Raw genomic sequence first — 25585 nt, forward strand, 5'->3', positions numbered from 1 at the left:
CACAAATGTCTATAGAAGTTTTTAAAATACAAACCGAGTATTGGGTTGTATCGGAATAATATTTGGTTTTTAATGTTGTGTTCTGAGTTTAATCTGAATTTTTTTAATTTATTTTCCATAATGTCAGAATAATATTTTTGTCAAACCAGTAGTTACATGATGAACATATTGTTTGTGTTTATTTTAAAATACTTTAAAAAATTATATTACTGATTGTAATTGTTCATCGCATATTGTATCCCCATAGTACAAAAACCGAGCACGGCATCACCCGCACGGTCCAGATAGTCGGGTAATTGGATCAATTCGTCTTCCGGAAACTGCCCCAAAACGAAGTCGACCTGACGGCCTTTCGAGAAATTACTTCCAATCCCTACCCGTAATCTGGCGTATTCCTGGGTGTTAAGTACTTCATCAATATTGCGTAGTCCATTATGACCACCCGGCGATCCCTTGGGTTTCAGCCGGAGCTTGCCAAAGGGTAAATCTTTATCGTCAGTGATCACGAGCATATTTTCGACAGGGATATTCTCCTGCTTGAGATAATAAAGTACCGCCCGACCACTCAGGTTCATGTAGGTCGTTGGTTTGATAAAGAAGAGCTGCTTGCCTTTGTGCTGCCATTTGGCCGTATAGGCCAGGCGAGTCATGCTGAAATCAAACCCATACTGGGCCGCCAGCCGGTCAAGAACCATGAAGCCCGCATTGTGGCGGGTAAGTGCGTATTCAGGTCCGATATTGCCCAGACCTACCAGAAGAAACTTAGCCATTTGTAAAACAGGTAACGAATGCCACGCATATAGCAGACGCAAAATTACCAATGGAAAAACTAACGACTTCCAACTATTTTTACCCCATGAACCAACAACGCCTGATTCTGTCCAGCCCGCTACTCGAAATTGTGATTAGTCGCCTGGCGCAGCAATTGATAGAAAACCACCAGGATTTTACCAATACCGTTATGCTGGGTATGCAGCCGCGCGGCATTTATTTTGCCGATCGGGTGGGTCGTGAGCTGAACCGGACGTTGGGTTATTCTGTGCCACTTGGTTATCTGGACGCCACGTTCTACCGGGATGACTTTCGTCGGCGCGACACGCCTTTGCGGCCCAATACTACGAATGTTCCCTTCATCATAGAAGATAAGCGCGTTGTGCTGATTGACGATGTGCTGGCTACCGGGCGTATGGTCCGGGCCGCTATGGACGCCATGACCGCGTTTGGCCGTCCCCGCCAGGTCGAACTGCTGGTACTTATCGACCGGCGCTATAACCGTGACCTGCCGATCCGGCCAGATTATACCGGTAAGCGCGTCAATACTCTTGAGTCACAGCGCGTACTGGTCGAATGGACCGAGCAGGGCGCCGACGCCGACCGGATCTGGCTGGTCGGATAAGATGTGCAGTTACCATTGGGGTAAACAGTTCATGGAAGCATAAATACGGTTGAACGTATATTAATGCTTCTTTAATTCGGGGTATTGTGGGAGCAGGGTACGGGTTTGTAACTTAGCCGACCGTTAACTACGACTTGTACCTCTTGTGAAACCTGTACTCATTGCGTTCCTGCTAGTCACATTCCTGATCCCTGTTCATGCCCAGACAACCTTTACGGTGACGGGTATGGTCACTGATGCCCGTTCCGGCGACCCTGTTCCCTTTGCCAGTGTTGCGCTGGTTGGCCGTCGGGTCGGCACCCTGACCGACGATAACGGGCGGTTTACGCTCACGGTCAAGGTCTTGACCGATTCGATAGCTGTCAGTTCACTGGGTTACGCCACGCTTCGGCAGTTCGTAGATAAAGAGCGCCTAACCCAGGCTATCGATTTTAAATTAATTCCCGCCGGCAATGCCCTGCAGGAAGTGGTGGTGCGGGCGGGCGAGAATCCGGCCTTTCGGGTACTCCGTCAACTGCGCAAAAACCGGATAGTCAACGACCGCAAGCGGCTGGCTGCTTACGAAGGGGATACGTATACGAAAACCAGTGTAGCACTGAGTCACGTATCGGCCCGGATGAGCCAGAATCCGCTGATGAAGCGGGTCAAAGAAGGGATGAGCCAGGCGGATTCCCTGTTCGACGAGGAAGGAAACCGGTTGCTACCTCTGTTACTGTCTGAGTCGGTATCCCGCTACTATGTGCGGTCCAACCCGCAGGCCCGCCGTGAGGATGTTCGCAAAACCCGCATCCGGGGCGTGGCTGTCGATGATGCTGGTCTAAGCTCGCAGTTACTGGGCGGTACAAACCTGGTTAGCCAGAATTTCTACGATAACTATATCCCGATACTGGGCAAAGACTTCGCATCGCCAACGGGCGACAACTGGAAAAACTGGTACCAGTTTTTTCTGGCTGATACTACCCAGATAGGCGACCGGATCTGTTACGAAATACAGTTTGATCCGAAGCGTCCTGAAGACCTGGTTTTTATCGGCAAAATGTGGATTGATACAACTACGTTTGCTCTTTGCCAGATTGAAGCTCGTATTGGCGACCGAGCCAATCTGAATTACGTCCGTAAACTGACTATCGAGCAGGAACTCGAGCCCGTTACCGATTCGCTGGCTGGCACAGGCCAACCCAGTGGCTGGCTCCCGGTCAGTCTGAAGCTAACCGCCGACCTGACCGGTATCGGTAAAAACTCGCTGGGTATGCGCGCCGAGCTAACGATGCGCAGCAGTAATCTGGTTATTAATAAGGTACGCCCGATTTCTTTCTATGAGCAGCCTGTAGAGCCAGCGGATACGGTAGCTACACCCAATGATGCGTTCTGGGCATCGGTACAGCGTGATCTGGCTGGTCCCGATTCACTGGGCCGTTCGGACCGCAAAGCTGAGCGAATGATTGAACAGTTGCGCGACATTCCGGCTGTCAAAAAAGCCGAAGCCGTTGGGCAGATTGTCGTAACGGGCTTCTATAAGCTGGGTGGGTTTGATCTGGGTCCGTACCCATACATGCTGGCCGCCAACAGTCTGGAAGGATTGCGTATACGGCTGGGTTTTTGGACAAACGATGCGTTTAGCCGGCACGTCATACTGCGTGGTTACCTGGCCTATGGCACCTACGATCACCAGTTTAAATACGGAGCTGAAGCGGATTACCTCTTCTCCCGCCAGCGGTGGACGCTGGTCGGCGTCCGGATGTCATACGATCTGGAACGGCTTGGTATCACCCCGGAGCTGGTTGGAGGCAACCGCATGTTTTACGCGCTGAGCCGGTTCGGCAAATACAGAGGAGCGTATCGAACGCTTGTTCAGGAAGCCTTTTTCAGAACCGAACCAGTTCGCGGTATTCTGCTGACGGCCACGCTGGGAAGCCGGACGTTTGACCCGACTTTTCCTTTTCAGTATAGACTACAGCCCGAACTGGGTGATCTGTCGCCCCTGCGGTCCGATATTATCGATACATACTGGTCGGTAGAGGCACGGCTGGCGCGTAAGGAAAAGTATATCATGGATGGCAACGAGCGCATTACGCTCGGTACGAAACGGGCCCCGGTGCTAACCATCCGGTATACCCACGGGGCCCGCTCGATGGGGGGCGGTTACAGCTACGACCGGCTGACGCTGCGGGCGCAGCAGTCGCTACGGCTGGGGCCGCTGGGGCGTTTGTCCTACCTGCTCACCGCTGGTTATACGCCGTCAACCATACCGGTGCCGTTATTATTTCCGCACATCGGCAATCCGACTCCGCTGCTTACCACCAACACCTTCAACCGAATGCAATTCTACGAATTCGTGAGTGATCGGTTTGTGGCCATTCATATGCAGCATCGGTTCGAAGGCCTGCTGTTCAACCGGATTCCGGCCATCCGGAAACTCAACTGGCGGCTCGTAGCCAATGTCGACGCGCTTTGGGGGAGTATGAGTAAAGCCAACCAGGCCATCGAAACAAGTAAACCACTTCCCAGCGGGCACAAGCCTATTCGGTTCGGTACGCTGGATAGCAGGACCCCCTATCTGGAAGTCGGGTATGGTATCGAAAACATCTTCAAGATACTGAGGGTGCAGGCCATTCATCGGCTAACCTATCTGGATCCTGGTCACAACGGCTTACCGGTGAATCGGTTCGCTATCAAAGCGGCCGCGTCTCTCGGCTTCTAGTTTAAACCATCAAACGGGTCCGGTCATCAACTATTTGAAGGGATTGATGTTATTGATGTATCAATTCAGATACAGCGATGCCCTTAGTTGCCCCCACTACCGTTCATAAAGTTACCGGTGCCAGTTGGTCTGAAGCCCCGGATCTACTGGCGGTTGAAGAACCGCTCGAAATTCGGCTGGGCTTCGGCCCCGCCAATGACCGGCAGCAGCGGTCGGTGTCGGTCACGATGCGCACCCCCGGGCATGATGAAGAGCTGGCAGCGGGATTCCTCTTTGCTGAGGGGATTATACAGAGTCCGAACGATGTGATCTCGTGCCGCCATTGTGTTCAGGATGCCAATAAAGAAGGGAATATCATACGGGTTGAACTTCGGCCCGGCGTAGCTGTCGACTGGGCGCGGCTCGAACGGAATTCATTCACCTCGTCGAGTTGCGGCCTCTGTGGTAAAACGACCATCGAAGCGGTAATGGCGCAAACCAGCGGGCTACTCCGCTCGGCCTTGACCACTGATCCGATGGTACTAACTGCATTGCCCGATACGGTTCGGCACCTGCAAACGGCTTTTGCGTATACCGGAGGCATCCACGCGGCTGCCTTATTCGATGCCCACGGAACGGTACGGCTGGTTCGGGAAGATATCGGGCGGCACAATGCGCTCGATAAACTCATCGGAGCCGCGTTTTGGCAGGGCTGGCTACCGCTTGGTCAGTACGGTATTTTTCTGAGTGGTCGGATTGGGGTCGAGCTGGTTCAGAAAAGCTGGCGCGCCGGGGTGCCGTTACTGGCTGCCGTAGGAGCGCCTTCTAGTCTGGCGGTACAAATGGCGCAGGAGGCTGGTATGACCCTGGTCGGGTTTGTCCGAAACGGGCGCTTCAACATCTACAGCGAACCGGACCGGATCAGCAAGACTTCAGTCTCCGCCCACTAAGGAGCCACTTCGGGCGGTACCAGGATCGTCAGCGCCCCCGGCTTGATGGCGGCTTTGAGCTGGTTGATGCGCCCCCTGTACTCACCATCGATCTGGAAATAGGCTTTTCGGCGCGTTTCAACGCTGATCGATGTAGCGGGATAGATCTCAATACTACGCGGGTCGAAGGGCCGGTAGCGCCAGAACAGCTTCAGAATTTCCCAGATGGCCAGCCGCCGGAAAATGACGACCTCAAATTGCCCGTCAGACATGTCGCCATCGGGGTTGATTACGGCGCCTGTACCGTACATCCGGGCGTTGGCCAGTACGACCATGAGCGCGGCCCTCGATACGCATGTTTCGCCCAGGTTGATCTCGACCCGTAGTAGCTGCCTGGTCTGAAGTGCCTTGATAACCGCCCGCAGGTAGCCGAACATGCCCCGCCAGTTGTTAGCCTGATAATGTTTGACTACCCGCGCGTTCAGACCAATATCGCCCAGGTGAAGACAAATGTCGCCCTCGTTGATCGAGATAACATCGACCGGCTTCGGCGTTCCGTTTATCAGTACGTTGAGACTAGCCTCGATATCGGGCGGAATGCCCAGCTCGCGCGCCAGTCCGTTGGCTGAACCCGCCGGTAAAATGCCCAGTACGGTGTCCGTTCCGAGCAACTGTGTGCCTACGCATTTGATGGTTCCGTCGCCCCCAACGGCCACGACCCGGTCGGGCTGGTGTAGGGCAATATGTTGCCTGACTAACTCGTCGTCGGTTTTTCCGTTGAGTTCCAGTACATGAACAGCGTGGGGCAAGTCGGCAAAAAACTGGCGGATTCCTGCTTCCCAGTCCGATTTGTCGCGTCCGCCCGACACCGGATTTATGGCGAATAAAAATGTCAACTTATCAGTGATTTGACGGTTATAAATAGGTGTACCGATCCAGGCGTTATGGAAGCTGCTCGACCCGCATTATCTGTTAAACAAAATATAAGCTCAAAAGGCACGCTGAAACGATATTTCTTAACGTGGCTGCGGCTCACCGACCAGCCAATCGTTAAGGTATACCGTGGTTTCGGCAACGCGAATCGACTCACGATCCACGGCACTGTATTCAAGCAGTCGGCCCATCCCCGCCGGAAGTACCGCCACAGTGTGCTGGTCAATATGTTCAGTCTGGTGCGGTTGTTTCTGGCCAGACCTTACCCACATGCTACGGTTCGGGTGCAGTGTAACGGGCAGATGACCGAGACCCGTGCCGATGTAGATGGCTATTTTCGAGTTGATCTGCCCATGCCCGAACCCGTACTGCCCGGCTGGCATCCGGTCAAAGCCGAGCTGGTTGCGCAGACAATTAATCCCGAAACGATACTGGCTGAGGGCGAAGGGCAGGTACTGGTGCCGCATCCAACCCGATTCTCGTTTATTTCTGATATCGACGACACCTTTCTGATTTCGCATTCGGCTACGATTGCGAAACGACTGCTGGTGTTGCTGACCCAGAATGCCCACAGTCGCCAGCCTTTCGATGGTGTTGTGGCCCATTATCAGCTGCTGGCTGAAGCCGACAGCGGGCCTGACGCAACCAACGCTTTCTTTTACGTGTCGAGCAGCGAATGGAACCTCTACGATTCCATTCTGGAGTTTTCGCAGAATAACGGATTGCCGATGGGCGTTTACCTGTTGAGCCAGCTCAAACAAATCCATCAGCTGCTCAAGACAGGTCAGAATAAGCACCGTACCAAGTTCGACCGGATTGTCAGAATTATGGAAACGTACCCCGAGCAGCAGTTCGTGCTGCTCGGCGACGATACCCAGGAAGACCCCACTATCTACGCGTCGGTGGCCGAGCATTTTACCCGCCAGATCCGATGCGTGTATATTCGGCAGGTGAATGCCAGGAATCAGGACAAAACCCGTGAAACGCTGAGCCGGATTGAGGCTCTGCACATACCCTGTTGTTATTTTTCCCATAGCGCTGAAGCCCGGCAACATTCGGTTGGCTTAGGCCTGGCCGCTACATAGCCCGTACCCATCATGACCAATACACCCCCTGAAGAACTCACCGGCGACCTGACCGTTGGCCAGCCTAAAACCGAAGCTGCCGGTGTTACGGCCGTAGTGAAGTCGTTTCAGCATATTTTGTCGGCTACCGGCCCCGGCCGTGGCTGGAAAGCCCTCGTCAATCTCAACCAAAAAGACGGATTCGACTGTCCGTCCTGCGCCTGGCCCGATCCCGACGGCGATCGGTCGAGTATAGCCGAATACTGCGAGAGTGGGGCCAAGGCCGTGGCCGATGAGGTGATGACCAGGCATACGGCTTCGCCGGTGTTGTTTCAGCGCTATTCGGTGGCTGAGCTGCTCCAGAAAAACGACCTGTGGCTCGGGCAGCAGGGACGGCTTACGCAGCCTATGGTGCTGAAACCGGGCGCAACCCATTACGAACCCATTACCTGGGACGCTGCGTTTCAGCTCATTGCCAATCAGCTGAACGCCCTCGACTCGCCCGACGAGGCAGTGTTTTACACCTCGGGCCGCACCAGCAACGAGGCTGCTTTCATCTATCAGCTGTTTGTGCGTCAGTTTGGTACCAATAACATGCCCGACTGTTCGAACATGTGCCACGAGTCGACGAGTACATCCCTGGGCGAGACGATCGGGTTGGGAAAAGCGTCGGTTAAGTACGACGACTACGAAAAGGCCGATGTGATCATGATTATGGGTCAGAATCCAGGGACTAACGCGCCCCGCATGCTGACTCCGCTGGAAGAAGCCAAGCGAAACGGAGCCAAAATCATTTCCGTGAACCCGTTGAAAGAAGCAGGCCTGCTGGCGTTCAAGTACCCGCAAAGTCCGCGCGACCTATTGCTGGGGGGCGAGAAGCTGACCGACCTGTTTCTGCAGATTCCGATCAACACCGACCTGGCTTTGCTGAAAGCTATGTGCAAAATTTTGCTCGAAGAAGAAGCAAAAGCACCGGGTAAGGTACTCGATCAGGATTTTATCCGGACCTATACGGCAGGCTACAACGCGTTCGTGGCTGACCTGAATACCTATGATCTCAACGAGCTGGCCGGGCAGTGCGGTCTGCCCCTCAATCAGATTCGGGAGGCTGTTGATCTGTTCAAGTATACGCCTAAGCTGATTATCTGCTGGGCAATGGGCCTGACCCAGCATCGCAACGCCGTTGATACGATAAATGAGGTAATTAACCTGTTGTTGCTGAAAGGGAGCATAGGTATTGAAGGGGGAGGAGCCTCGCCCATACGGGGGCATAGTAACGTACAGGGCGACCGGACGATGGGTATCTATGAAAAGCCTAAACCCGAGTTTCTGGATTCGCTGCAACGGGTATTCGGGTTCGAGCCTCCGCGTAAACCAGGTTACGACACGGTGGCGGCCGTACGGGCCATGCACGAAGGCCGGGCCAAGGTGTTCATCGGCCTGGGCGGAAACTTTGCCATGGCGGTATCGGATACCGACTATACAGCCGACGCCCTGCGGACCTGCCGCCTGACGGTCCATGTATCGACCAAGCTGAACCGGAGCCACCTGATCCATGGCGAAACGGCTCTGATTCTGCCCTGTCTTGGCCGTACCGATCGCGACCGGCAAAGCGCAGGGGAGCAGTTTGTGAGCTGTGAGAGCACAACCGGGGTGGTGGCCCAGTCGCACGGGGTACTCGACCCCATTTCGAACCATCTGAAAAGCGAGGTAGCTATCGTGGCGGAACTGGCCCGGGCAACGCTGGCCGAAAAATCGACCGTAGACTGGGGTGGTCTGGCGGCCAACTACGACGGCATCCGGGATTTGATCGAGCAGGTTGTTCCGGGTTTTGAGCGGTATAACGAGCGGATCCGTAAACCGGGTGGCTTCTACCTGCCCAACGGCCCGCGCGAACGGCGGTTCACTACCAAAGACGGGAAAGCTCATTTCACCATAAACACGCCCACGTCCCATACGCTGAAGCCCGGCGAGTTACTCCTGATGACGGTTCGGAGTCATGACCAGTTCAATACCACCGTATACGGTAATGATGATCGGTATCGGGGCATCTATAACGAACGGCGCGTCATTCTCATGAATCAGGAGGATATATCGATGCTGGGCCTGCGCGACCGGCAGCTCGTGAACCTCCATAGCCACTACGGCGAGATAACCCGCACCGCCCACCGATTCGTAGTTGTGCCGTATGCCATACCGCGCGGTTGTTGTGCGGCCTATTTCCCCGAAACCAACGTGCTGATTCCGATCGACTCGGTTGCGGACAAAAGTCATACCCCAACCTCCAAATCCATCATTGTCACGCTAACGCCGGACGGGGAGTAGATGAGATAGCCAGGACCGACGAGCCCCGCTTAATACGCCTGCCGGGCCCTCGCGCCAGAACCCGCCACGGATTGGGACAAAGGCTGCGTTGTTGACCAGATTGTAATGACAAAGTAGAGCAGGCAGCCGATTATCCCCAGCTGCATGGTGTACTCCAGCAGAAAGAGCGGAGAGGTGAGGTCCGAGAAAAAGTAGGACCGCTGCCCCAGGCGCCACCAGGCCGTAGGCTGAACTGTGGTTAGCAGGTTGAACAGCAACAACACGGTCAGAGGACGACCACGCTGCCAGATGGGCAGGCCGCCCGCTACGATGGGGAGCATGAAACCAAAGGCATAGACTGCGTAAGCGCTGGGCACCAGAAACATGATTAGTGTGTAAACAAGGACCCAGGCGCGGGCCAGCATAGCCGGGTAGGGGAGCCCGGCTTTTTTCCAGCGAAGTACGGTACTGACCGAGATGATAACCACGCTGATCAGCGCCATGTAGTTGAACAGACGCAGCGGAAACCGGTCGAGCAAAACGCCCAGAATCGGGTGGAGTACCGACCGCAGGTTAGGAGCCAGCGGGTCCTGGGTAAGCTGAATCGGCATCAGAAACGTCCAGTCGCCCACGGTGTAGAGCCACGCCAGCACCGGGCCGCCAACCAGCATCATCCCCACCAGCAGCTTAACTTTGTTATCGACCCAGAAGAAAATGATGGGCACAAACAGCACAAACAGCGCCTTGGTGGCAACCATGGCGAGGCCCAGGACAATACCCGCACTCAGGATCCGATTTCGCTGGATAAGCGGAATCGTAAGCAGACCGAAAGCCCACATCCAGACGTCTTCCTGCCCGCCAATGACGCAGAGCAGCAGGGTGGCCGGCAACAACAGATACAGCAGAACGGTGGTCAGCGACAGACGGTAAAGCCGGTAGGTAAGCCAGACCGCCAGACCTTCTACCACCATCATCAGGATAATAATGGCCCGCGGATCATCCCAGAATTGGATAGGTATGGCGGTCAGGTACGAATAGAAGGGTGCGTATACTGTAACGAAATCGCGGTAAGGTATCAGCCCCTGCTCGGCTGCAACAGCGCCGTTATAAAAGCCGATAAGGTCCGAAGTGGCCTTGAAGTTAAGGATGGTGTACAGCCCCAGAAAAGGAATGAGCCGCAAACAAACCCACATGAAAGCCAGCCAGACGTCGCTTGTGCCCTTAAAAAAAGCATCGAAGCGGGGCTTGAAACGCAACACAAACCGGAATGCAGCTATCAGGCTTAGCGCCAGAATAACCTTAACGAGAGCAACGAGCATACACAGTAAGAGAGGAAGTGAGTACGAATAAGACCGCTTTTCGAAGGCGGGGCTGGTTATAATCCACCAGCCCTGTTCACGTTGAGCTAATCAGGCCAATGCCTGTGGGCCCTTGCCTGCCTCTGCTACAGAAGCTACGGGCTGTGGGCCTGTCACAGTGATTGTCCGTTTGTTATTCGTAATTCGATAGGCGAACCTCGCACTACCGTACTGCCATCAGGTAAAGAAAAGGCCACTCGGTTGTTATACACCCGAAGGGTAAAACAAACCGGCAGGGTTAGGAGACGAATCGCAAAGCTGCCTGCTATTGACACCGGTCAGGTTGTCAAAAAAGACAAAACAGGTCGGTCGGCTGACCAGGACAGCTTACAAATCGATTAGTAAGTTAAGTGGCTAACTTGATTAATGCCAGCCCTGGTCTAATAAATGAGCGCCTGTATGGATTTTACGGAACAAAGGGTCGATAACGTAGCCTCTTTGTAACCATAGTTGGATGAGCGGTCCGGTAGGCCGGGGTGTTGGCTTACTTGGTCGCAATATAGAAAAAATCCAGGCTACCGGCCGGATCGGTACTGGTCAGGTAATCGGTGTAGTCGATCTCGGCAGCCAGCCCATCGGCCTGTAACAGTCGGTTTCGGTTCAGCCGGTTCATGATGTCGTAAGGAACCTGAAGAAGCCGCCGGGGCAACCGATACTGCAGGTTGAAAATATCGAATCGGGTCAGCTTATGCACCGAGGCTTTGTTCTGCTCGTAGTAGGTCATGACTTTTTCGTTGCCATGAATGCCCTGCGTATCGACTGTCTTGAAGTAACGGTTCATGAGCGCTTTCAGCTCACCGGCTGTGTACTCCCGAACGTGCCAGGGATTGCGGGTGAGCGAAAACGTTTTGTTGACGGTGGTCAGCAGCAGTTTCCCGCCGGGCTTCAGTACCCGATGGGCTTCTTTTATGAACAGATCGTCATTTTCGATATGCTCGATAACCTGAAACGTTACAATAAAATCGAAGGTATTGTCGGGAAGTGGCTTCCCGTCGGCGCCACTCAACGGAGGAATATTGGCGGCAATAAAAGTAGAGGCCGGATACGCAGCGCTCAGTGCCGTAATGAGTTCGGTGTTTTTGTCGATGCCCGTATACTGGGTGGCTGCTTTGGTAAGCAGCTCCAGCCCCCGACCCCAGCCGCAGCCGATTTCGAGTACATGGCCCGTAACCAGCGTGGCGGCTTTCGTATATGGATACAGTAACCGCTGGTGAACAGGGTTATCGGACGCAATCTCGGCGGAGGTAATCTCAGTGGTCTTATACATGCGTTTGCAATTCGGACAGTAAAATTACTCTTTTGTAGAAGTAAAGAAAAATGAACCGGCTTCATAACCCGAACAGGCCCCATTTTTCGTTATAGGCAGACAAGTGATCTGATTGACAACAATCGCCTGCGAATCTCTGATTATGCGAACGCTGTTTATACTATTCTTTATTGCCCTGGTATCGGCCTGCTCGAGCAGTAAGCCGTCGCAGAAAGACCGGGCTACGGCCGAGTACGAAGCTCGTACGGCTGCGTCCCGAAATGCGTCCACAACGGGTAATCGACCCGCCAGCCCGCCCTTGTCCGCTAACCCCGGCAGTAACGAGCGCCGTCCCGATAACCGACCGTCGACGGCAGCGCCCGTCCGGATTGCCGATGGGCCGGTTAACGCCACCGATGCCATGGCAACCAACAAACCCACTACGGAGTGGGCTGTGACATCAATCAAGGGGAAGTTTCTGGCGATCGATTCCTCTACCGTCCGGGTTTTCATGGACATCACGGCCCGAACCCCCCAGGGCGAAACCGTCACCAATCCGGCCGACTTTGCGAGTCATTTCATCATTGCGTATGTACTCTACCCGGATTACAACAACCGCGAACGGCTGGGGTACGGCAATGTATCCCTAACGGCACAAAATGTCAGCTACGATGGTCATTACCTGACGATCAGTTTTGACGTTAACCGGCCAAAAGAAGCGGCCAGTGCCATTCTGCTGACCGAGTTTACCGAAATCAACTCGGGGACCAAGGCCCGCAACGACCTGGCTGTGCGTTTCAAAGGCCTTCGACTGAGTGATCGGTTTACCCTGTACGGAAAAAATGGCCGTAAGCCGGAGCTTCGCAACTATGTTAACGCGGGCGATACCGTCGTTATTCGCGATGTGAATGGTACGAGCAAGCCGCTGTTTGGCTTCCGCTATCGCCATGAGTTCGACGCGGCTTCGTCGCCCATGAATACCTCGCCCCGGCCGGCGCCCAAATCGCTCAATGTCGACTCAACACTGACCATTACGACAAATCAGCCGTTCGTCCTGCCCAAAGAAGGCCTGTACTATTTTATGGAAGATACCACCGATGCCAGCGGCATTGGCCTGGTTGTGGCCGACAAACGATTTCCGAAGATGACACGTCCCGAGAAGCTCATCAGGCCGGTACTGTATATGAGTACCAGTACCGAAATTGGTGAGTTGAACCAGGCTCAGGATACCAAAAAAGCCTTTGACCGGTACTGGCTCAGCCTGATGTCGGGTAATGAGGAGGTTGCCCGACGGACGCTGAAGGCCTACTTTGACCGGGTCGAAGAAGCCAATCGTCTCTTTACCAGTTATAAAGAAGGCTGGAAAACGGACAAAGGGATGATTTATATCGTGCTGGGAGCGCCTGATCGCGTACAGCGGAACCGCGAGCGCGAAGTGTGGGTTTATAACCGTCGGGCCAACGTTCCGGAAACCAACTTTACGTTCACCAAAAAACCAAACCAATTTGTAGAAGACCATTACGAACTGGTTCGCTACATCGAGTATCAGCCAATCTGGTACCCTATTGTAGAAGCCTGGCGAACAGGAACGATTCGGGAATAAGCGCCCGGCCCGGTTTTATATTTACTATCAATGCCCCAACAGTCTAATCGTAATTTTCGCTCCCGTCCTCAGTTTCGTCCCCAGCCGGACGAGATGGTATTTGGTATCCAGTCCGTTCTCGAAACGCTTCGGTCCGATCAGCAGATCGACAAGCTGTATATGGAGAAGGGGCTCAGTCATCCCGACATCCAGAATCTGGCCTTCCAGAACCGGGTCACCATCCAGCGCGTACCCGTCGAAAAACTCGACCGGCTAACGCGTAAAAACCATCAGGGGGTTGTTTGCCTGGTGGCGCAGGTGCAGTACGTCAAACTCTCCAACGTCATTGCCGATGTATTCGAACGGGGCGAAACGCCGTTTTTTCTGCTGCTCGACCGCATCACCGACGTCCGTAACTTCGGGGCTATTGCCCGTACGGCCGAGTGTACCGGTGTGCAGTGCATCGTTATTCCGGGGCGGGGGGCTGCGGCCATCAACTCCGATGCCATGAAAACGTCGTCGGGGGCGCTCAATCATATTTCGGTTTGCCGGGAGCCGGACCTGACCGAAACGGTCAAGTACCTGCAGGAGTCAGGAATTACGGTAGTGGCCTGTACCGAAAAATCGAACCGGGATCTGTACGAACGCAGCACCGATCTGACCGGTCCGATTGCCGTTATCATGGGGTCTGAAGAAGACGGTATTTCTCCCGAACTGCTACGAATGACCGATACGCACGTAAAAATTCCGCTGCTGGGTTCGGTTGGGTCGCTCAACGTATCTGTAGCTACCGGCGTCGTTCTGTACGAAGCCGTACGGCAGCGAACCACGCAGCAGCAGGCTGAGTAGTAAGTCTCTGTTACGTTTGTAAAAACGCACGCAGCGTCTGGATGGCGGTTGTGATCGGAACGGGTTGCCAGTGAGCCGCCCACCGGCCTGCCGCCATTTTTTCGTCTACTTTTTCCCACAGCTGCCCGAAGTAAGGCGCGATTGCAAACTCCGTTGCCAGCCAGGCGGGGTCGATCAGCAACCCCTGGGCAACACTGACCAGGCAGTCGGGCTGGCTGTTCTGCTCCCGGCGGAGCCAGCATCGACGAAGCCGGTGCCGGTGCCGGATGCGGGTGATGACGGCTTCGGCCGGTTCAGCCAGCTGCCGCTGTCCCGAGAGGCCCAGGGTTGCCCAGTAGCGTAACTGCTCTGAGAAGCCAATCTCTACCTGGCCCTGGGTGCGGGTCGACGTGAACACCCGCACGTTGGGGCTTTTCCGAACTTTGGCATCGGTCCGGAGCATAGCCCGATAAAAGGCTTCATCTTCCAGAAACGGCTTTTCGGGCAACCCACCCGCCTGGCGATACATGCGGCAGGTAACGGCAATACTGGCGCCGAAATGTTGAAAATGCCGGGGCCAGGGATCGTGGGGATGGGGGTCGAGCCGGGCTTCGACCTGCGCTACCAGGGTCCTGTACATAACGTCGCGCAGGTGAAAAAGCCGTACGGCGCTGCCGTCGGGTCGGGTTAGTATTCGTCCCCCCACGGCGTCGCTCCCGTTTTCAATCTCACACAGGGTATAATAAATCCATTGACTGTCAACGACCGTATCGCCATCGGTAGAGGCAATGATACCGTTGGGATTCCCGACCGTCGTCAACCGTCGGCAGGCTGCATCCATCAGCAATCGTCGTACAGTGCCGATGTTAGCCCGGGCGGGAGGCAGAGTAATCTGTTCAATCAAGAGGGGGAAGTCGGGATGCTGCTGCTGATACCGCCGGGCCACGTCGTACGAACAATCGGTACAGTTGTTGACCAGCAGCAGAACTTCAAAAATAATGGGGTTGATAGCCTGCCCGCTCGCGTTCTGCTGGTTCCGCAGCGCATCGAGGGTATCGGTCAGGTGATGGGCTTCGTTCCGGACAGGTACAATTACACTGATTTTCAGGGACGAAGAAGGCTGCGAGTCAAAAAGAGGTCGGTCGGTCGGGGTATCGGGCAGAACACCGGTACTAGCTGGCTTCATCATAAGCTACCCTAAAACGTTGAGTCGTCTAAAACTGTAGGGTAGGTTGACAACGGCTTGTAAAACCGGATTGTTAGGCTATACGTCGAACCCCGCCGAAAATCGTGCAAACGGGACAAACTCAGGCAGTCCGCTGCTGGCTGGCCCGTCGTTGAAGCGCCCGGTAGGCCCGGGTGCAGAGTATGGCCGCCAGGACACCAATACCGGCTCCGGCTAGTATATCGAGTGGATAATGAGCACCTACGTAAATACGGCTGTACGCTACAAAGGCCGCCCACAAATACACCCATTTGACCTGCGGATATTCCCGGCCTACCAGCAGCCAGAGTCCTGTTGCCAGGGTAAAGGTGTTAGCCGCATGCGATGACGCAAACCCATACAGCCCACCGCATTCCAGCACCGGGTGGATCAGGGGCTGGAGCGCCGACTCGTGGCAGGGGCGTAGGCGAAGGGTGAGGGGTTTAAGCAGGGTCGATGCGGTCTGATCACTCAGAACCACCGCGGCAACGAGCGTCAGGATATAATACAGTGCCTGTTTCCGGTAGCGAACCGCCAGCCAGCCAATCAGCAGGGCATAGAAAGGGAACCAGCTGTTGCGCTCCGTGGCGAAAACCATAATGGGGTCGAGCCAGGGAGCGTGCTGGCCGTTGAGCCAGAGAAAAAGGTCGGTATCGAGTCGGTTCAGAGCGTCGCGCATGGGGCGCAAAGGTAAAGGCGGTACGTAAATCCCTCTCCAGTCAGACTATAACACCAGAAACTGGCTCAGGTAATTTCGGGCGGTGAGTATGGCATTTTGTACGTCTTCTGGGCTGCCTTCGTAGGCTTTGTCTTCTACTTCGATGCAGACGGGCCCCCGGTAGCGAACATCGGTCAGGGCCGCGAAGAAATCGCGCCAGCGAACATCACCCAGGCCAGGCAGCTTGGGCGAGTGGTATTCCAGCGGGTTGGCCATGATCCCGACGCGGTTCAGTTTATCGCGGTAGACCTTCACGTCTTTCAGATGGATATGGTGCAGCCGGTCGCGGTAGTCGTAGATGGGGCGTATCTCGTCCATCATTTGCCAGACCAGGTGGCTCGGGTCGTAGTTGAGCCCCAGCGCCCGCGACGGAATAAGCTCGAATAGGCGGTCCCAGATGGCGGGCGTTGTGGCCAGGTTTTTACCGCCCGGCCATTCGTCGTCGGTAAACCACATAGGGCAGTTTTCAATGCCGATCCGGACGTTGTTTTCTTCGGCCTCCTTCACGATGGTGGGCCAGTGCTGGGCAACCAGTTTGAGATTCTCCGCTATGCTCAACGACGGGTTTCGGCCAATAAAGGTGTTTACCACCGGGATACCCAGTCGCGCTGCCGCCCGAATAATTTTCCGGATGTGTTCGCGGTAAAACTCCGCCTTTTCCGGGTCCGGGTCGAGCGGGTTGGGGTAGTAGCCAAGGCCCGAAATCGAGATGCCGTACTGACGGGTCAACGCGTGCACCTGCTCAACGTTCAGCTTGTCGACGTTCAGGTGGGTGACGCCTGCGTACCGGCGGGCGTCGGCGTTGTCGGCGGGCCAGCACATCAGTTCAACGCATCGGAATGAGTGCTCCGATGCAAATTTCAGCACGCCGTTGAGGTCATAATCGGCCAGGATTGCCGATACAAAGCCGAGGTGTAACATAAAGAGGGAGTAGGAAATAGATACCGTACAAAATTATCAATAGCCATTGGGTTCAGCAACCCTGGGCGGTGCCGTTGGTTTTCCGAGACGAAAGCCTTTCCGGAAACCAACGGCTGGTTAGTTGAAGCCGAGCTTCTCGCGCACGCGGGCAATGGTCTGACTGGCTACGGCGCGGGCTTTTTCTTCGCCGGTGCGCAGTTCCCGCTCCAGCTCATCGTTGTTGGTCATGTAGAACGTAAACCGCTCGCGCTCGGTGGCGTATTTCTGAATGATCAGCTCGTAAAACGCCTTCTTGGCCGACCCGTAGCCGAATCCACCGGCTTCATAGAGCCCGCGCATCTCCTGAATCTGTTCGTCAGATGCCAGCAGGCTGTAAAGTTGAAACGTAATGTCGGTGTCCGGATTCTTGGGGTCTTCGAGGGGCGTTGAGTCTGATTTGATTTTTTTGATCACCTTATACAGCTCGTTTTCGGGCAGGAAGATGTCGATGTAGTTGTTATACGACTTACTCATCTTCTTGCCGTCGATGCCAGGAATGACCATGAGCCGTTCGTCGATTCTGGCTTCGGGCAGAACCAGAATGTCAGCCCCTACCGACCGGTTTAGGGCGCCGGCTATATCGCGGGTCATCTCAATGTGTTGCCGCTGGTCTTTACCCACCGGAATCACTTCGGCATCGTACAGCAGAATATCGGCAGCCTGCAGAACCGGGTAGGTGAACAAGCCGGCGTTGATGGCGCTGGCGGCATGGCTACCGGCTTCGGCGGTCAGCTTCTCTGACTTATCCTTGAACGAAGTCGCGTTCTCCAGCATCGGCACTGGGGTGAAGCAGTTCAGGTACCAGGCTAGCTCGGTATGCTCCGGCACCCGCGACTGCCGCCAGAAGGTAGTGCGGCTGGTGTCGAGGCCAAAGGCCAGCCAGGTAGAGGCTATAGCGCGGACGTAGTCGCGCCGGATGCTGCCATCGCGTAGGCTGGTGAGCGAATGCAGATCGGCAATGAACAGAAACGAGTCGTTGCCGGGGAGCAGCGACAGATCAATAGCGGGTTTGATAGCCCCCAGAATGTTGCCCAGATGCGGTCGGCCGCTCGACTGGATACCGGTTAAAATACGTGCCATTATTTATTCCTTCCCTTGTGCTTCTACGACCGCAATAGCGACCATGTTAACAATTTCGCGTTCTGAAGAACCCAGCTGCAATACGTAAACGGGTTTACGAATGCCCAGCAGAATGGGGCCGATGGCGTCGAACCCGGCCGTTTCGCTCATCAGGTTATAGGCAATGTTGGCCGCCGACAGATTCGGGAAAATCAGCGTGTTGGCGCCTTCACCGACCAGCTTACTGAACGGATGATTCTGTTCCAGCAGCTCGGTGTTGAAAGCCAGGTGGGCCTGTATTTCACCGTCTACGATCATATCGGGATGCCGCTGCTGCAGGATCTCAACCGCCCGGTTCATCTTCTCGGCATCTTCGCCTTTGGCGCTGCCGAAGTTCGAATACGTTACCAGACCTATGCGTGGTTTGATGTTGAAACGCTCGACGGTGCGGGCGGTCAGCTCGGTAATTTCAACGATTTCTTCAGCTGTCGGGTTGAAGTTTACGGTTGTGTCGGAGAAGAACAGCGGGCCGCGTTTGGTGAGCAGGATGTACATACCCGCTACTTTTTTGACCCCCGGTTCTTTGCCAATGACTTGTAGCGCCGGTCGGATCGTATCGGGATACGAACGTGTCAGTCCCGAAATCAGCGCATCGGCCTCGCCCGTCTCCACCATCATCGCTCCGAAGTAATTGCGGTAATACATCAGCTTGCGGGCTTCGGTGGCGTTGACGCCCTTGCGTTTGCGCTTGTCAAAATAGATATCGGCAAACCGCTGAATCAGTTCGGCCTGTTCGGGCGACCGCGGATCGATGATCGGTATCTGCCCCAGGTCGAGGTTATTGTCGAAGATGATTTTCTGAATTTTGGCCACTTCGCCCAGCAGAATCGGGTAGGCAATTCCATCATCTCGTACCTGCTGCGCGGCTTTCAGCACTTTCAGGTTCTCGGCATCGGCAAACACAACCCGCTTGGGGTTGGTCTTGGCCGTGGTCAGGATAACCCGCGAAATCTGGTTATCATGTCCCAGCCGTCGGGCTAGTTGCGCTTCGTAGGCATCCCAGTCGGTAATGGGGGAGCGGGCCATGCCTGACTCGATGGCGGCCCGGGCAACGGCCGGTGCGACAGTAGCCAGCAGCCGTGGGTCAACGGGTTTGGGTAAAATATAGGTACGGCCAAAGACCATGTTATCTTGCCCGTAGGCCAGGTTGACAATGTCCGGAACGGGCTTTTTGGCCAGGTCGGCCAGGGCATAGGTTGCCGCCAGCTTCATGGCTTCGTTAATTTCCGTAGCCCGTACGTCGAGAGCACCCCGGAAGATATAGGGGAAGCCCAGTACGTTGTTAACCTGGTTGGGATAATCGGACCGGCCGGTTGCCATGATGATGTCGGGCCGGGCGGCCATAGCGTCGTCGTAGCTGATTTCGGGCGTTGGGTTGGCCATGGCAAACACAATCGCGTCGGCCGCCATGGTTCGGATCATATCCTGGCTCACGATGTTGCCTTTCGAGAGACCCACGAACACATCGGCGCCGACAAAGGCTTCGGCCACCGATTTTATATCGCGGCTGGTCGCAAAAGGCCGGGTAATGTCGTTGAGGTCCGTACGGTCCGTGCGTAGTGGGCCGTTGACGTCGAACATCACAATATGCTCGGTTCTGGCACCAAGGGCCACATATTGCCGGGCACAGGAAATAGCCGCAGCACCGGCGCCGAGTATCACAAACTGTGCCGTTTCAATTTTTTTATTGACCAGCTCCAGGGCATTGAGCAGGGCCGCTCCGCTCACGATGGCCGTACCGTGCTGGTCGTCGTGCATAACCGGAATATTCAGCTCCTGCCGCAGCCGTTCTTCAATTTCGAAACACTCGGGGGCCTTAATGTCTTCGAGGTTTACACCGCCAAAGGTGGGCTCCAGAATCTTGACGGTCCGGATAAACTCGTCGGGGTCGCGGGTGTCGAGCTCGATATCGAATACGTCGATGTCGGCGTATATCTTGAACAGGAGGCCTTTGCCTTCCATAACGGGCTTGCTGGCTACGGCGCCAATATCGCCCAGACCCAGAACGGCCGTACCGTTGCTGATAACGGCAACCAGGTTGCCCTTGGCCGTATATTTATAGGCATCGTCGGCATTGGCTTCGATGGCCAGACAGGGCTCTGCCACGCCGGGCGAATAGGCCAGGGAGAGGTCGCGCTGGGTATTATATTCTTTGGTAGGAATGACTTCAAGCTTACCCGGACGCCCTTTGGCGTGGTAATCGAGGGCATCTTCACGCCGGATTTTCTGCTGCATAACGGTTTGTTGCTGATGGATGCTGTTCTACGGTTCGGGAGCGCGAAGGTACGGAAAGGGGGCGAAATTCAGCGGTTGTTTTGGTGGTAGCGCGCAATCTGCGAACTTCGCGGCCGAACGCTTATCTGCTCAACCTTTGCATGATCCGAATCTTCCAGCAAGACGAGACAGCCGTCCGTAAAGTCCGCGATATCGATTCATTCTCTGATACTGAACGAACGCTCTGGGTCGATCTTCAAAACCCGACGACGGCCGAGATCAAAAGTGTGGAAGAAAAATTCGATGTCGATTTTCTGAGCCAGCAGGAGCAGCTGGAGATCGAAAGCTCATCGCGCTATATCGAGGAAGACGATTACCTGATTGCCAATTCCAACTTTCTGGTGCCTGACCCCGAACATCGCTACATAACGGTACCAGTTAGTTTTATTCTTAAAGACGATACGCTGTTCACCTACCGGAATGCTGACCTGAAATCATTTGCCGACACCGTAAAACGGATCAAGTCGCGCCGGGCGCTGTTTGGCGACGGGGCTCAGATTCTGATTTCGATCTTCGAGTCGCGGATCGACTATGATGCGGACCTGATCGAGATGGTGTCGGGCGAGATCAAGGCCATCAATCGAATGCTCGACCTGGATGCGAACCTGGACCGGGAGATGCTGCTCAACATCAACGATTACCAGGAGCTGACCATGAACATCCGCGAAAACGTAGTCGACAAACAGCGGGTTATTTCGTCCATGATTCGGTCAGACGGCTGGTTCAGCGACGCCGAGCAGCAGCGGCTCCGTACCCTGATCAAAGATATTGGTTCGCTGATCGATCACACGAATTTCATTTTTGAACGGCTTGAATTTCTGCAGAATACCTACCTCGGTCTGATTGATCTGGAGCAGAACCGGATCGTTAAAATCTTTACCGTTGTGTCGCTGGTGTTTCTGCCGCCTACGCTGCTGGCCAGCATCTGGGGTATGAACTTTGATGCGATGCCTGAAATGCACTGGAAGTACGGCTATGCGTTTGCCCTGGCGATGATGGTGCTGTCGTCGGCACTAACGGTTTGGGTGTTCCGACGGAAGAACTGGTTATAGGACTGGTCAGAGCCGGTTTTTCAGTTATCTACGGGCTATTTTCTGAAAATTTTCTGGTAGAGTTACCTTTATGAATGCGTGCGTCTGAGGGGTAAACTAAACTGGATATATCCATGGAAAATGCTCAGGCAAGCGCACAGCGCATCTACGAACAGATAATCACGTTCGCTACACTGTATGGTGGCCGTATTGTGTTGGCTATACTGACCCTTATTGCTGGCCTTTGGCTAATTGGCTGGATTACCCGGCTGCTGTCAACTATGATGACCCGGCGACATGTAGATCGCGACGTTCAGCCCTTTTTACTCTCATTAGTTAACGGAACGCTGCGGGTGCTACTCTTGCTGAGTATAGCTAATACACTTGGCGTGGCTACTACGTCGTTTGTGGCCATCATCGGCGCGGCTGGCCTGGCAGTGGGGCTGGCACTACAGGGCAGTCTGGCCAACTTTGCAGGTGGGGTGCTTATTCTGATCTTCAAACCATTTCGGGTGGGTGACCTCATTAACGCACAGGGCTTTTCGGGACATGTTGAAGCGATCCGTATTTTCGATACAACCCTCGTTACGCTCGATAACAAAACGATTATTCTGCCGAATGGCCCCCTGTCGACCTCGGCCATTACCAACATCAGTACAAAAGGAATTATCCGCGTTGATCAGGTATATACGGTAGGCAGTCAGAATGACATAGATGCTACCGAAGCTTCTGTAAGGGAGGTTGTCAATGCATGTCCATATGCGCTCAAAGACCGGGACCACGACGTACTGATTGCTAAACTGAATGCCAACTCCCGCGATTATGATGTTCGGGTCTGGACAAAGAGCGACACCTACTGGGAGACACATTATTACCTGCTCGAAAACATGGCGAGGCAGTTCGGGAAAGATGGTATTCAGGCGCCCAAACCTCAATTGTATGTGACGAACGAGTAGCCGGTCGGGGCGAGCTGGCTGGTCATTCTGCCCTCCGCTAGCTCAGTTCGCCCGAACAACTTATCGCCGGCCGGGTTGGATACGTATAAACTTACTCAGCGAAACATGTCTACAATAATAAATCCTGCTGTTCCCCAGGCCCTTGGCAGCGGGCTGGCGGGCGCGCTGGCGTTGAATGTGCTGCACGAAACGGTTCGGCAGTTTGTGCCCAACGCCCCTCGGGCCGATGTGCTGGGAATGCGGAGTATACAGAAAGGGTATCAGAAAGCGGGGGAGCAGCCACCTACCGGCAATGCGCTCTACCGTCAGGCCATGCTGGGTGATGTTATTTCAAATGCCCTGTATTACAGTCTGGCCGGTTTGAGCGATAAGCAGCCGGTAGTAGCCGGGGGTGTGCTGGGGCTCCTGGCAGGTGTAGGAGCTGTGACGCTTCCCGGACCTATGGGGCTGGGCGAAGCGCCAACCAACCGCACGTCAGCCACGGTAGCTATGACCGTGGGCTGGTATCTGTTTGGCGGCCTGGTTACGGGTGTGGTTCTGGACCGCTGGAAGAAAAGCCGATAACAAATTAGGCTGGTGGTAGAGCTTCGTCGGACCGGCGATACCCGACAACCGCAAACAAGGGGTCGCCCCAGCCACGCGGGCTACGGTCCAGCAGGGTAATCGCGTCAAAAGCGCCAGCCTGTTCGTAGTAGCTGCGAACCAGTTGCTGATGGCCCACGTCGTCGAGCGCCTGCCAGATAGCCACTGCCTTCGTGGGGAACATACGATTGGAGAAAACGGTTAGAAAGGGCGCCCCCGGTTTCAGCACCCGACCCAGGTCGCGGTAAACGGCAACGGGGTTCGTGAGGTATTGAACCGATACCGTTACCATGCCGCCGTCGAATGAGCCCGTCTCATAAGGAAGCAGTGGCTGTTGATTGAGGTTTTGGACAAAATAGTCGGTCAGACGGGGGTTGGCACGCAGTTCGGTTTCGTTCATTCCCAGACCCGATACCCGTTGGTACGATACATCCGCAGGCAGATGACTGACCCAGCTACTCATCAGGTCCAAAATGACTCCGTTGACAGGCAGGTACTCACTAAACAGCGCTGTCGTAGCCTCAATAGCCCGGTCATCGATGTGGTTGACTAGCCGGGGCTGGTCGTAGAACCGGGCGTCATCGGTTTCGTCGTATCGCTGGAATGCTCGGGCTGGTATCATAATGCAGGCTGTTAAGACTGGTCTGTTTAACGAATTGATTTACGTGGATGTTTTGTTGGTCCCGTGCCAGAATGTGCGCTGGAATAGCGTACTTGTGCGCCGTAACGTGTTTTACTCCATATTATGATCCGTGCTTTATGGGCCGTGTGGCTCGGTAGTTTGCTGTCATCAGCGGGGCTGGCGCAGCGAACCGGTACGGATACAACGTACCGACAGGCTTTCCGGCCTCAGTATCATTTTTCGCCCCGCGCCAATTGGATCAACGACCCCAACGGCCTGGTCTATTTCGATGGCGAGTATCACCTGTTTTATCAGTACAATCCGTACGGTAACCGCTGGGGACACATGACCTGGGGACACGCTATCAGCCGCGACCTTGTACACTGGAAGGAGCTGCCCCCCGCCATTCTGGAGGAAGGGTCAACCATGATTTTCTCGGGCAGCTGCGTCGTGGATAAAAATAACACCAGCGGATTCGGACAGAATGGGGTCGTACCGATGGTCGCTGTGTATACGGCTCACCAGACCAACCGCCAGAGCCAGCATATTGCCTACAGCCTGGATCGGGGCCGCACTTGGACCAAGTACATCGCCAACCCCGTCATCGACCTGAACAAGAAAGATTTTCGCGATCCGAAAGTCTTCTGGCACGAGCCTACACAGCGCTGGGTCATGGTGGTGTTGTTGCCTACCGAGAAAAAAGCGCTGTTTTATCAGTCGCCTAACCTAAAGCAATGGACCAAATCGGGCGAGTTTACCGCTGCCGACAGCCCGGCCACAATCTGGGAATGTCCTGATCTGGTCGAGGTGCCGGTAGAAGGCACGCTGGAGCGCAAGTGGCTACTGATGCTGTCGATGGGCGGGGGCGCGCCAGCCGGTGGATCTGGTATGCAGTACTATCTGGGTCGGTTTGATGGAAAGTCGTTCGTCAGTGAGCTGAAACCCGGCGACGTGCGGTACGTAGACTGGGGGAAAGACTACTACGCAGCCATCACGTTTAACAACCTGCCCGTGCGCGGCAACCGGGGCACTATCAGCATTGGCTGGATGAATAACTGGCAGTATGCCAACGATCTGCCCACGGCCCCGTTTCGGGGTGCCATGACGCTGCCCCGCGAGCTGCGGCTTGTCAAACTTCAGAACAGTGGCACACCGGCACGTTACGAACTCCGGCAGCGGCCCATCCAGGAGTTGAAACCGCTGCTGGGAACCCCCTTCCGCTGGACCGGTACCGATGTGGCTCAGCTGAACGACCAGCTTCACACAGCCAGTTCGAGCCTGCCCACGGATACCTATCTGTTAACGCTGGAGTTGGAACCCAAACAGGTAAGTCCGGGGGTCCGGGTGCAGCTTCGAAAAAACAGCCAGGATGAAACCGAAGCCACAGCCATCGGGTACGATCCGGTCCGGCAGCAGCTATTTCTGGATCGGAGCCGGTCTGGCCAGACTGGGTTCAACAACGATTTTCCGGGTCGTTTCACGGCTCCGCTCAAACCGCAGAACGGTCGGGTAACCCTGCAGGTCTGGGTAGACCGTTCATCGGTCGAGATTTTTGCCAACGATGGGCAGGTTACCATGACGAATCAGATATTTCCGGGGCCATCTGCTACAGGCATAACATTTTTTGGCGACGGTTTACGTTCAGTAATCATACAGCCTATAGAGGGAATATGGCGATGAAAAGCAGGGGAATATGGCTTTCGGCAGGTCGTCAGACGCTCGCCTTACCGCCAAAAGCGGGAACGGAAGGCGACAGAAACCCTAAATTTTCTTAAATTAGCCCATTCGCCGGTTGATTC

The 25585-nt window shown here is 54.9% G+C and carries 21 protein-coding genes; 11 read left to right on the plus strand and 10 right to left on the minus strand.

The features are described 5' to 3' along the window. Positions 1–206 precede the first annotated feature (206 nt). The gene (pth, locus tag FBR45_RS06745; RefSeq protein ID WP_138500510.1) at positions 207–770 is read right to left on the minus strand and encodes an aminoacyl-tRNA hydrolase; all 564 of its coding nucleotides are present in this window, start codon (positions 768–770) and stop codon (positions 207–209) included. Positions 771–856: 86 nt separating this feature from the next. Between pth and pyrR the strand changes: the two genes are divergently transcribed. The 3 genes from pyrR (at position 857) to fdhD (ending at position 5026) form a co-directional block, all read left to right on the plus strand. Beyond that, positions 857–1396, plus strand: a complete 540-nt coding sequence (gene pyrR / locus FBR45_RS06750; protein ID WP_138500512.1) for a bifunctional pyr operon transcriptional regulator/uracil phosphoribosyltransferase PyrR — start codon at positions 857–859, stop codon at positions 1394–1396. A 145-nt stretch (positions 1397–1541) separates the two neighbouring features. After that, entirely contained in the window at positions 1542–4097 is a 2556-nt protein-coding gene (locus FBR45_RS06755) for a DUF5686 and carboxypeptidase-like regulatory domain-containing protein (RefSeq protein WP_246082130.1), read from the plus strand. Positions 4098–4174: 77 nt separating this feature from the next. Beyond that, complete coding sequence (gene fdhD, locus FBR45_RS06760; protein ID WP_138500514.1) at positions 4175–5026, plus strand: formate dehydrogenase accessory sulfurtransferase FdhD; 852 nt, start codon at positions 4175–4177, stop codon at positions 5024–5026. Here fdhD and FBR45_RS06765 read toward each other — a convergent pair. After that, positions 5023–5901 (minus strand): diacylglycerol/lipid kinase family protein, encoded by an 879-nt coding sequence (locus FBR45_RS06765; protein ID WP_138500516.1) that lies wholly within the window; start codon positions 5899–5901, stop codon positions 5023–5025. The two genes, fdhD and FBR45_RS06765, sit on opposite strands and share 4 nt — an antisense overlap. Positions 5902–5949: 48 nt before the next feature. Between FBR45_RS06765 and FBR45_RS06770 the strand changes: the two genes are divergently transcribed. Beyond that, a complete protein-coding gene (locus tag FBR45_RS06770) occupies positions 5950–7023 on the plus strand; it encodes an App1 family protein (protein WP_138500518.1) in 1074 nt (357 codons plus the stop codon). Between the two features lie 12 nt (positions 7024–7035). Beyond that, entirely contained in the window at positions 7036–9327 is a 2292-nt protein-coding gene (locus tag FBR45_RS06775; RefSeq protein ID WP_171044847.1) for an FdhF/YdeP family oxidoreductase, read from the plus strand. 29 nt (positions 9328–9356) lie between these two features. On the opposite strand, the gene FBR45_RS06780 is transcribed toward FBR45_RS06775, so the two are convergent. After that, a complete protein-coding gene (locus FBR45_RS06780; protein WP_138500522.1) occupies positions 9357–10625 on the minus strand; it encodes a hypothetical protein in 1269 nt (422 codons plus the stop codon). Positions 10626–11148: 523 nt separating this feature from the next. Beyond that, complete coding sequence (locus FBR45_RS06785; protein WP_138500524.1) at positions 11149–11931, minus strand: class I SAM-dependent methyltransferase; 783 nt, start codon at positions 11929–11931, stop codon at positions 11149–11151. A gap of 142 nt (positions 11932–12073) precedes the next feature. On the opposite strand from FBR45_RS06785, the gene FBR45_RS06790 reads away from it, so the two are divergent. Both FBR45_RS06790 and rlmB read left to right on the plus strand, forming a co-directional pair. Further along, the gene (locus tag FBR45_RS06790) at positions 12074–13513 is read left to right on the plus strand and encodes a GWxTD domain-containing protein (RefSeq protein WP_138500527.1); all 1440 of its coding nucleotides are present in this window, start codon (positions 12074–12076) and stop codon (positions 13511–13513) included. A 30-nt stretch (positions 13514–13543) separates the two neighbouring features. After that, on the plus strand, positions 13544–14341 hold the full coding sequence (gene rlmB / locus FBR45_RS06795; protein ID WP_138500529.1) for a 23S rRNA (guanosine(2251)-2'-O)-methyltransferase RlmB: 798 nt from the start codon (positions 13544–13546) through the stop codon (positions 14339–14341). Positions 14342–14351: 10 nt separating this feature from the next. Here rlmB and FBR45_RS06800 read toward each other — a convergent pair whose 3' ends face one another. The 5 genes from FBR45_RS06800 to FBR45_RS06820 all read right to left on the minus strand — a co-directional run bounded on the left by FBR45_RS06800 (position 14352) and on the right by FBR45_RS06820 (position 20556). Beyond that, positions 14352–15509 carry a glycosyltransferase gene (locus tag FBR45_RS06800; RefSeq protein ID WP_246082131.1) on the minus strand — a complete coding sequence of 386 codons (1158 nt, stop codon included), beginning with the start codon at positions 15507–15509 and terminating at the stop codon, positions 14352–14354. A 118-nt stretch (positions 15510–15627) separates the two neighbouring features. Next, positions 15628–16203: a phosphatase PAP2 family protein gene (locus FBR45_RS06805; RefSeq protein WP_138500531.1), complete on the minus strand. Its 576-nt coding sequence runs from the start codon at positions 16201–16203 to the stop codon at positions 15628–15630. Between the two features lie 45 nt (positions 16204–16248). Further along, positions 16249–17163: a sugar phosphate isomerase/epimerase family protein gene (locus tag FBR45_RS06810; RefSeq protein WP_138500533.1), complete on the minus strand. Its 915-nt coding sequence runs from the start codon at positions 17161–17163 to the stop codon at positions 16249–16251. A gap of 117 nt (positions 17164–17280) precedes the next feature. Continuing rightward, on the minus strand, positions 17281–18282 hold the full coding sequence (gene trpS, locus FBR45_RS06815; protein ID WP_138500535.1) for a tryptophan--tRNA ligase: 1002 nt from the start codon (positions 18280–18282) through the stop codon (positions 17281–17283). Positions 18283–18285: 3 nt separating this feature from the next. Beyond that, complete coding sequence (locus tag FBR45_RS06820; protein WP_138500537.1) at positions 18286–20556, minus strand: NADP-dependent malic enzyme; 2271 nt, start codon at positions 20554–20556, stop codon at positions 18286–18288. A 140-nt stretch (positions 20557–20696) separates the two neighbouring features. On the opposite strand from FBR45_RS06820, the gene corA reads away from it, so the two are divergent. From corA to FBR45_RS06835, 3 genes are all read left to right on the plus strand, one after another. Next, positions 20697–21647 (plus strand): magnesium/cobalt transporter CorA, encoded by a 951-nt coding sequence (corA, locus tag FBR45_RS06825; RefSeq protein WP_138500539.1) that lies wholly within the window; start codon positions 20697–20699, stop codon positions 21645–21647. Between the two features lie 113 nt (positions 21648–21760). Next, entirely contained in the window at positions 21761–22582 is an 822-nt protein-coding gene (locus FBR45_RS06830; RefSeq protein ID WP_138500541.1) for a mechanosensitive ion channel family protein, read from the plus strand. A 105-nt stretch (positions 22583–22687) separates the two neighbouring features. Next, positions 22688–23146 (plus strand): hypothetical protein, encoded by a 459-nt coding sequence (locus tag FBR45_RS06835; RefSeq protein WP_138500543.1) that lies wholly within the window; start codon positions 22688–22690, stop codon positions 23144–23146. Between the two features lie 4 nt (positions 23147–23150). Here FBR45_RS06835 and FBR45_RS06840 read toward each other — a convergent pair whose 3' ends face one another. Continuing rightward, positions 23151–23786 carry a methyltransferase domain-containing protein gene (locus FBR45_RS06840; protein ID WP_138500545.1) on the minus strand — a complete coding sequence of 212 codons (636 nt, stop codon included), beginning with the start codon at positions 23784–23786 and terminating at the stop codon, positions 23151–23153. A gap of 123 nt (positions 23787–23909) precedes the next feature. Here FBR45_RS06840 and FBR45_RS06845 point away from each other — a divergent pair, with 123 nt between their 5' ends. Continuing rightward, on the plus strand, positions 23910–25466 hold the full coding sequence (locus tag FBR45_RS06845; protein WP_138500547.1) for a glycoside hydrolase family 32 protein: 1557 nt from the start codon (positions 23910–23912) through the stop codon (positions 25464–25466). Positions 25467–25585: the final 119 nt, after the last annotated feature.

This window comes from Spirosoma lacussanchae, from assembly GCF_005870035.1.
In the GTDB taxonomy this organism is placed as follows: domain Bacteria; phylum Bacteroidota; class Bacteroidia; order Cytophagales; family Spirosomataceae; genus Spirosoma; species Spirosoma lacussanchae.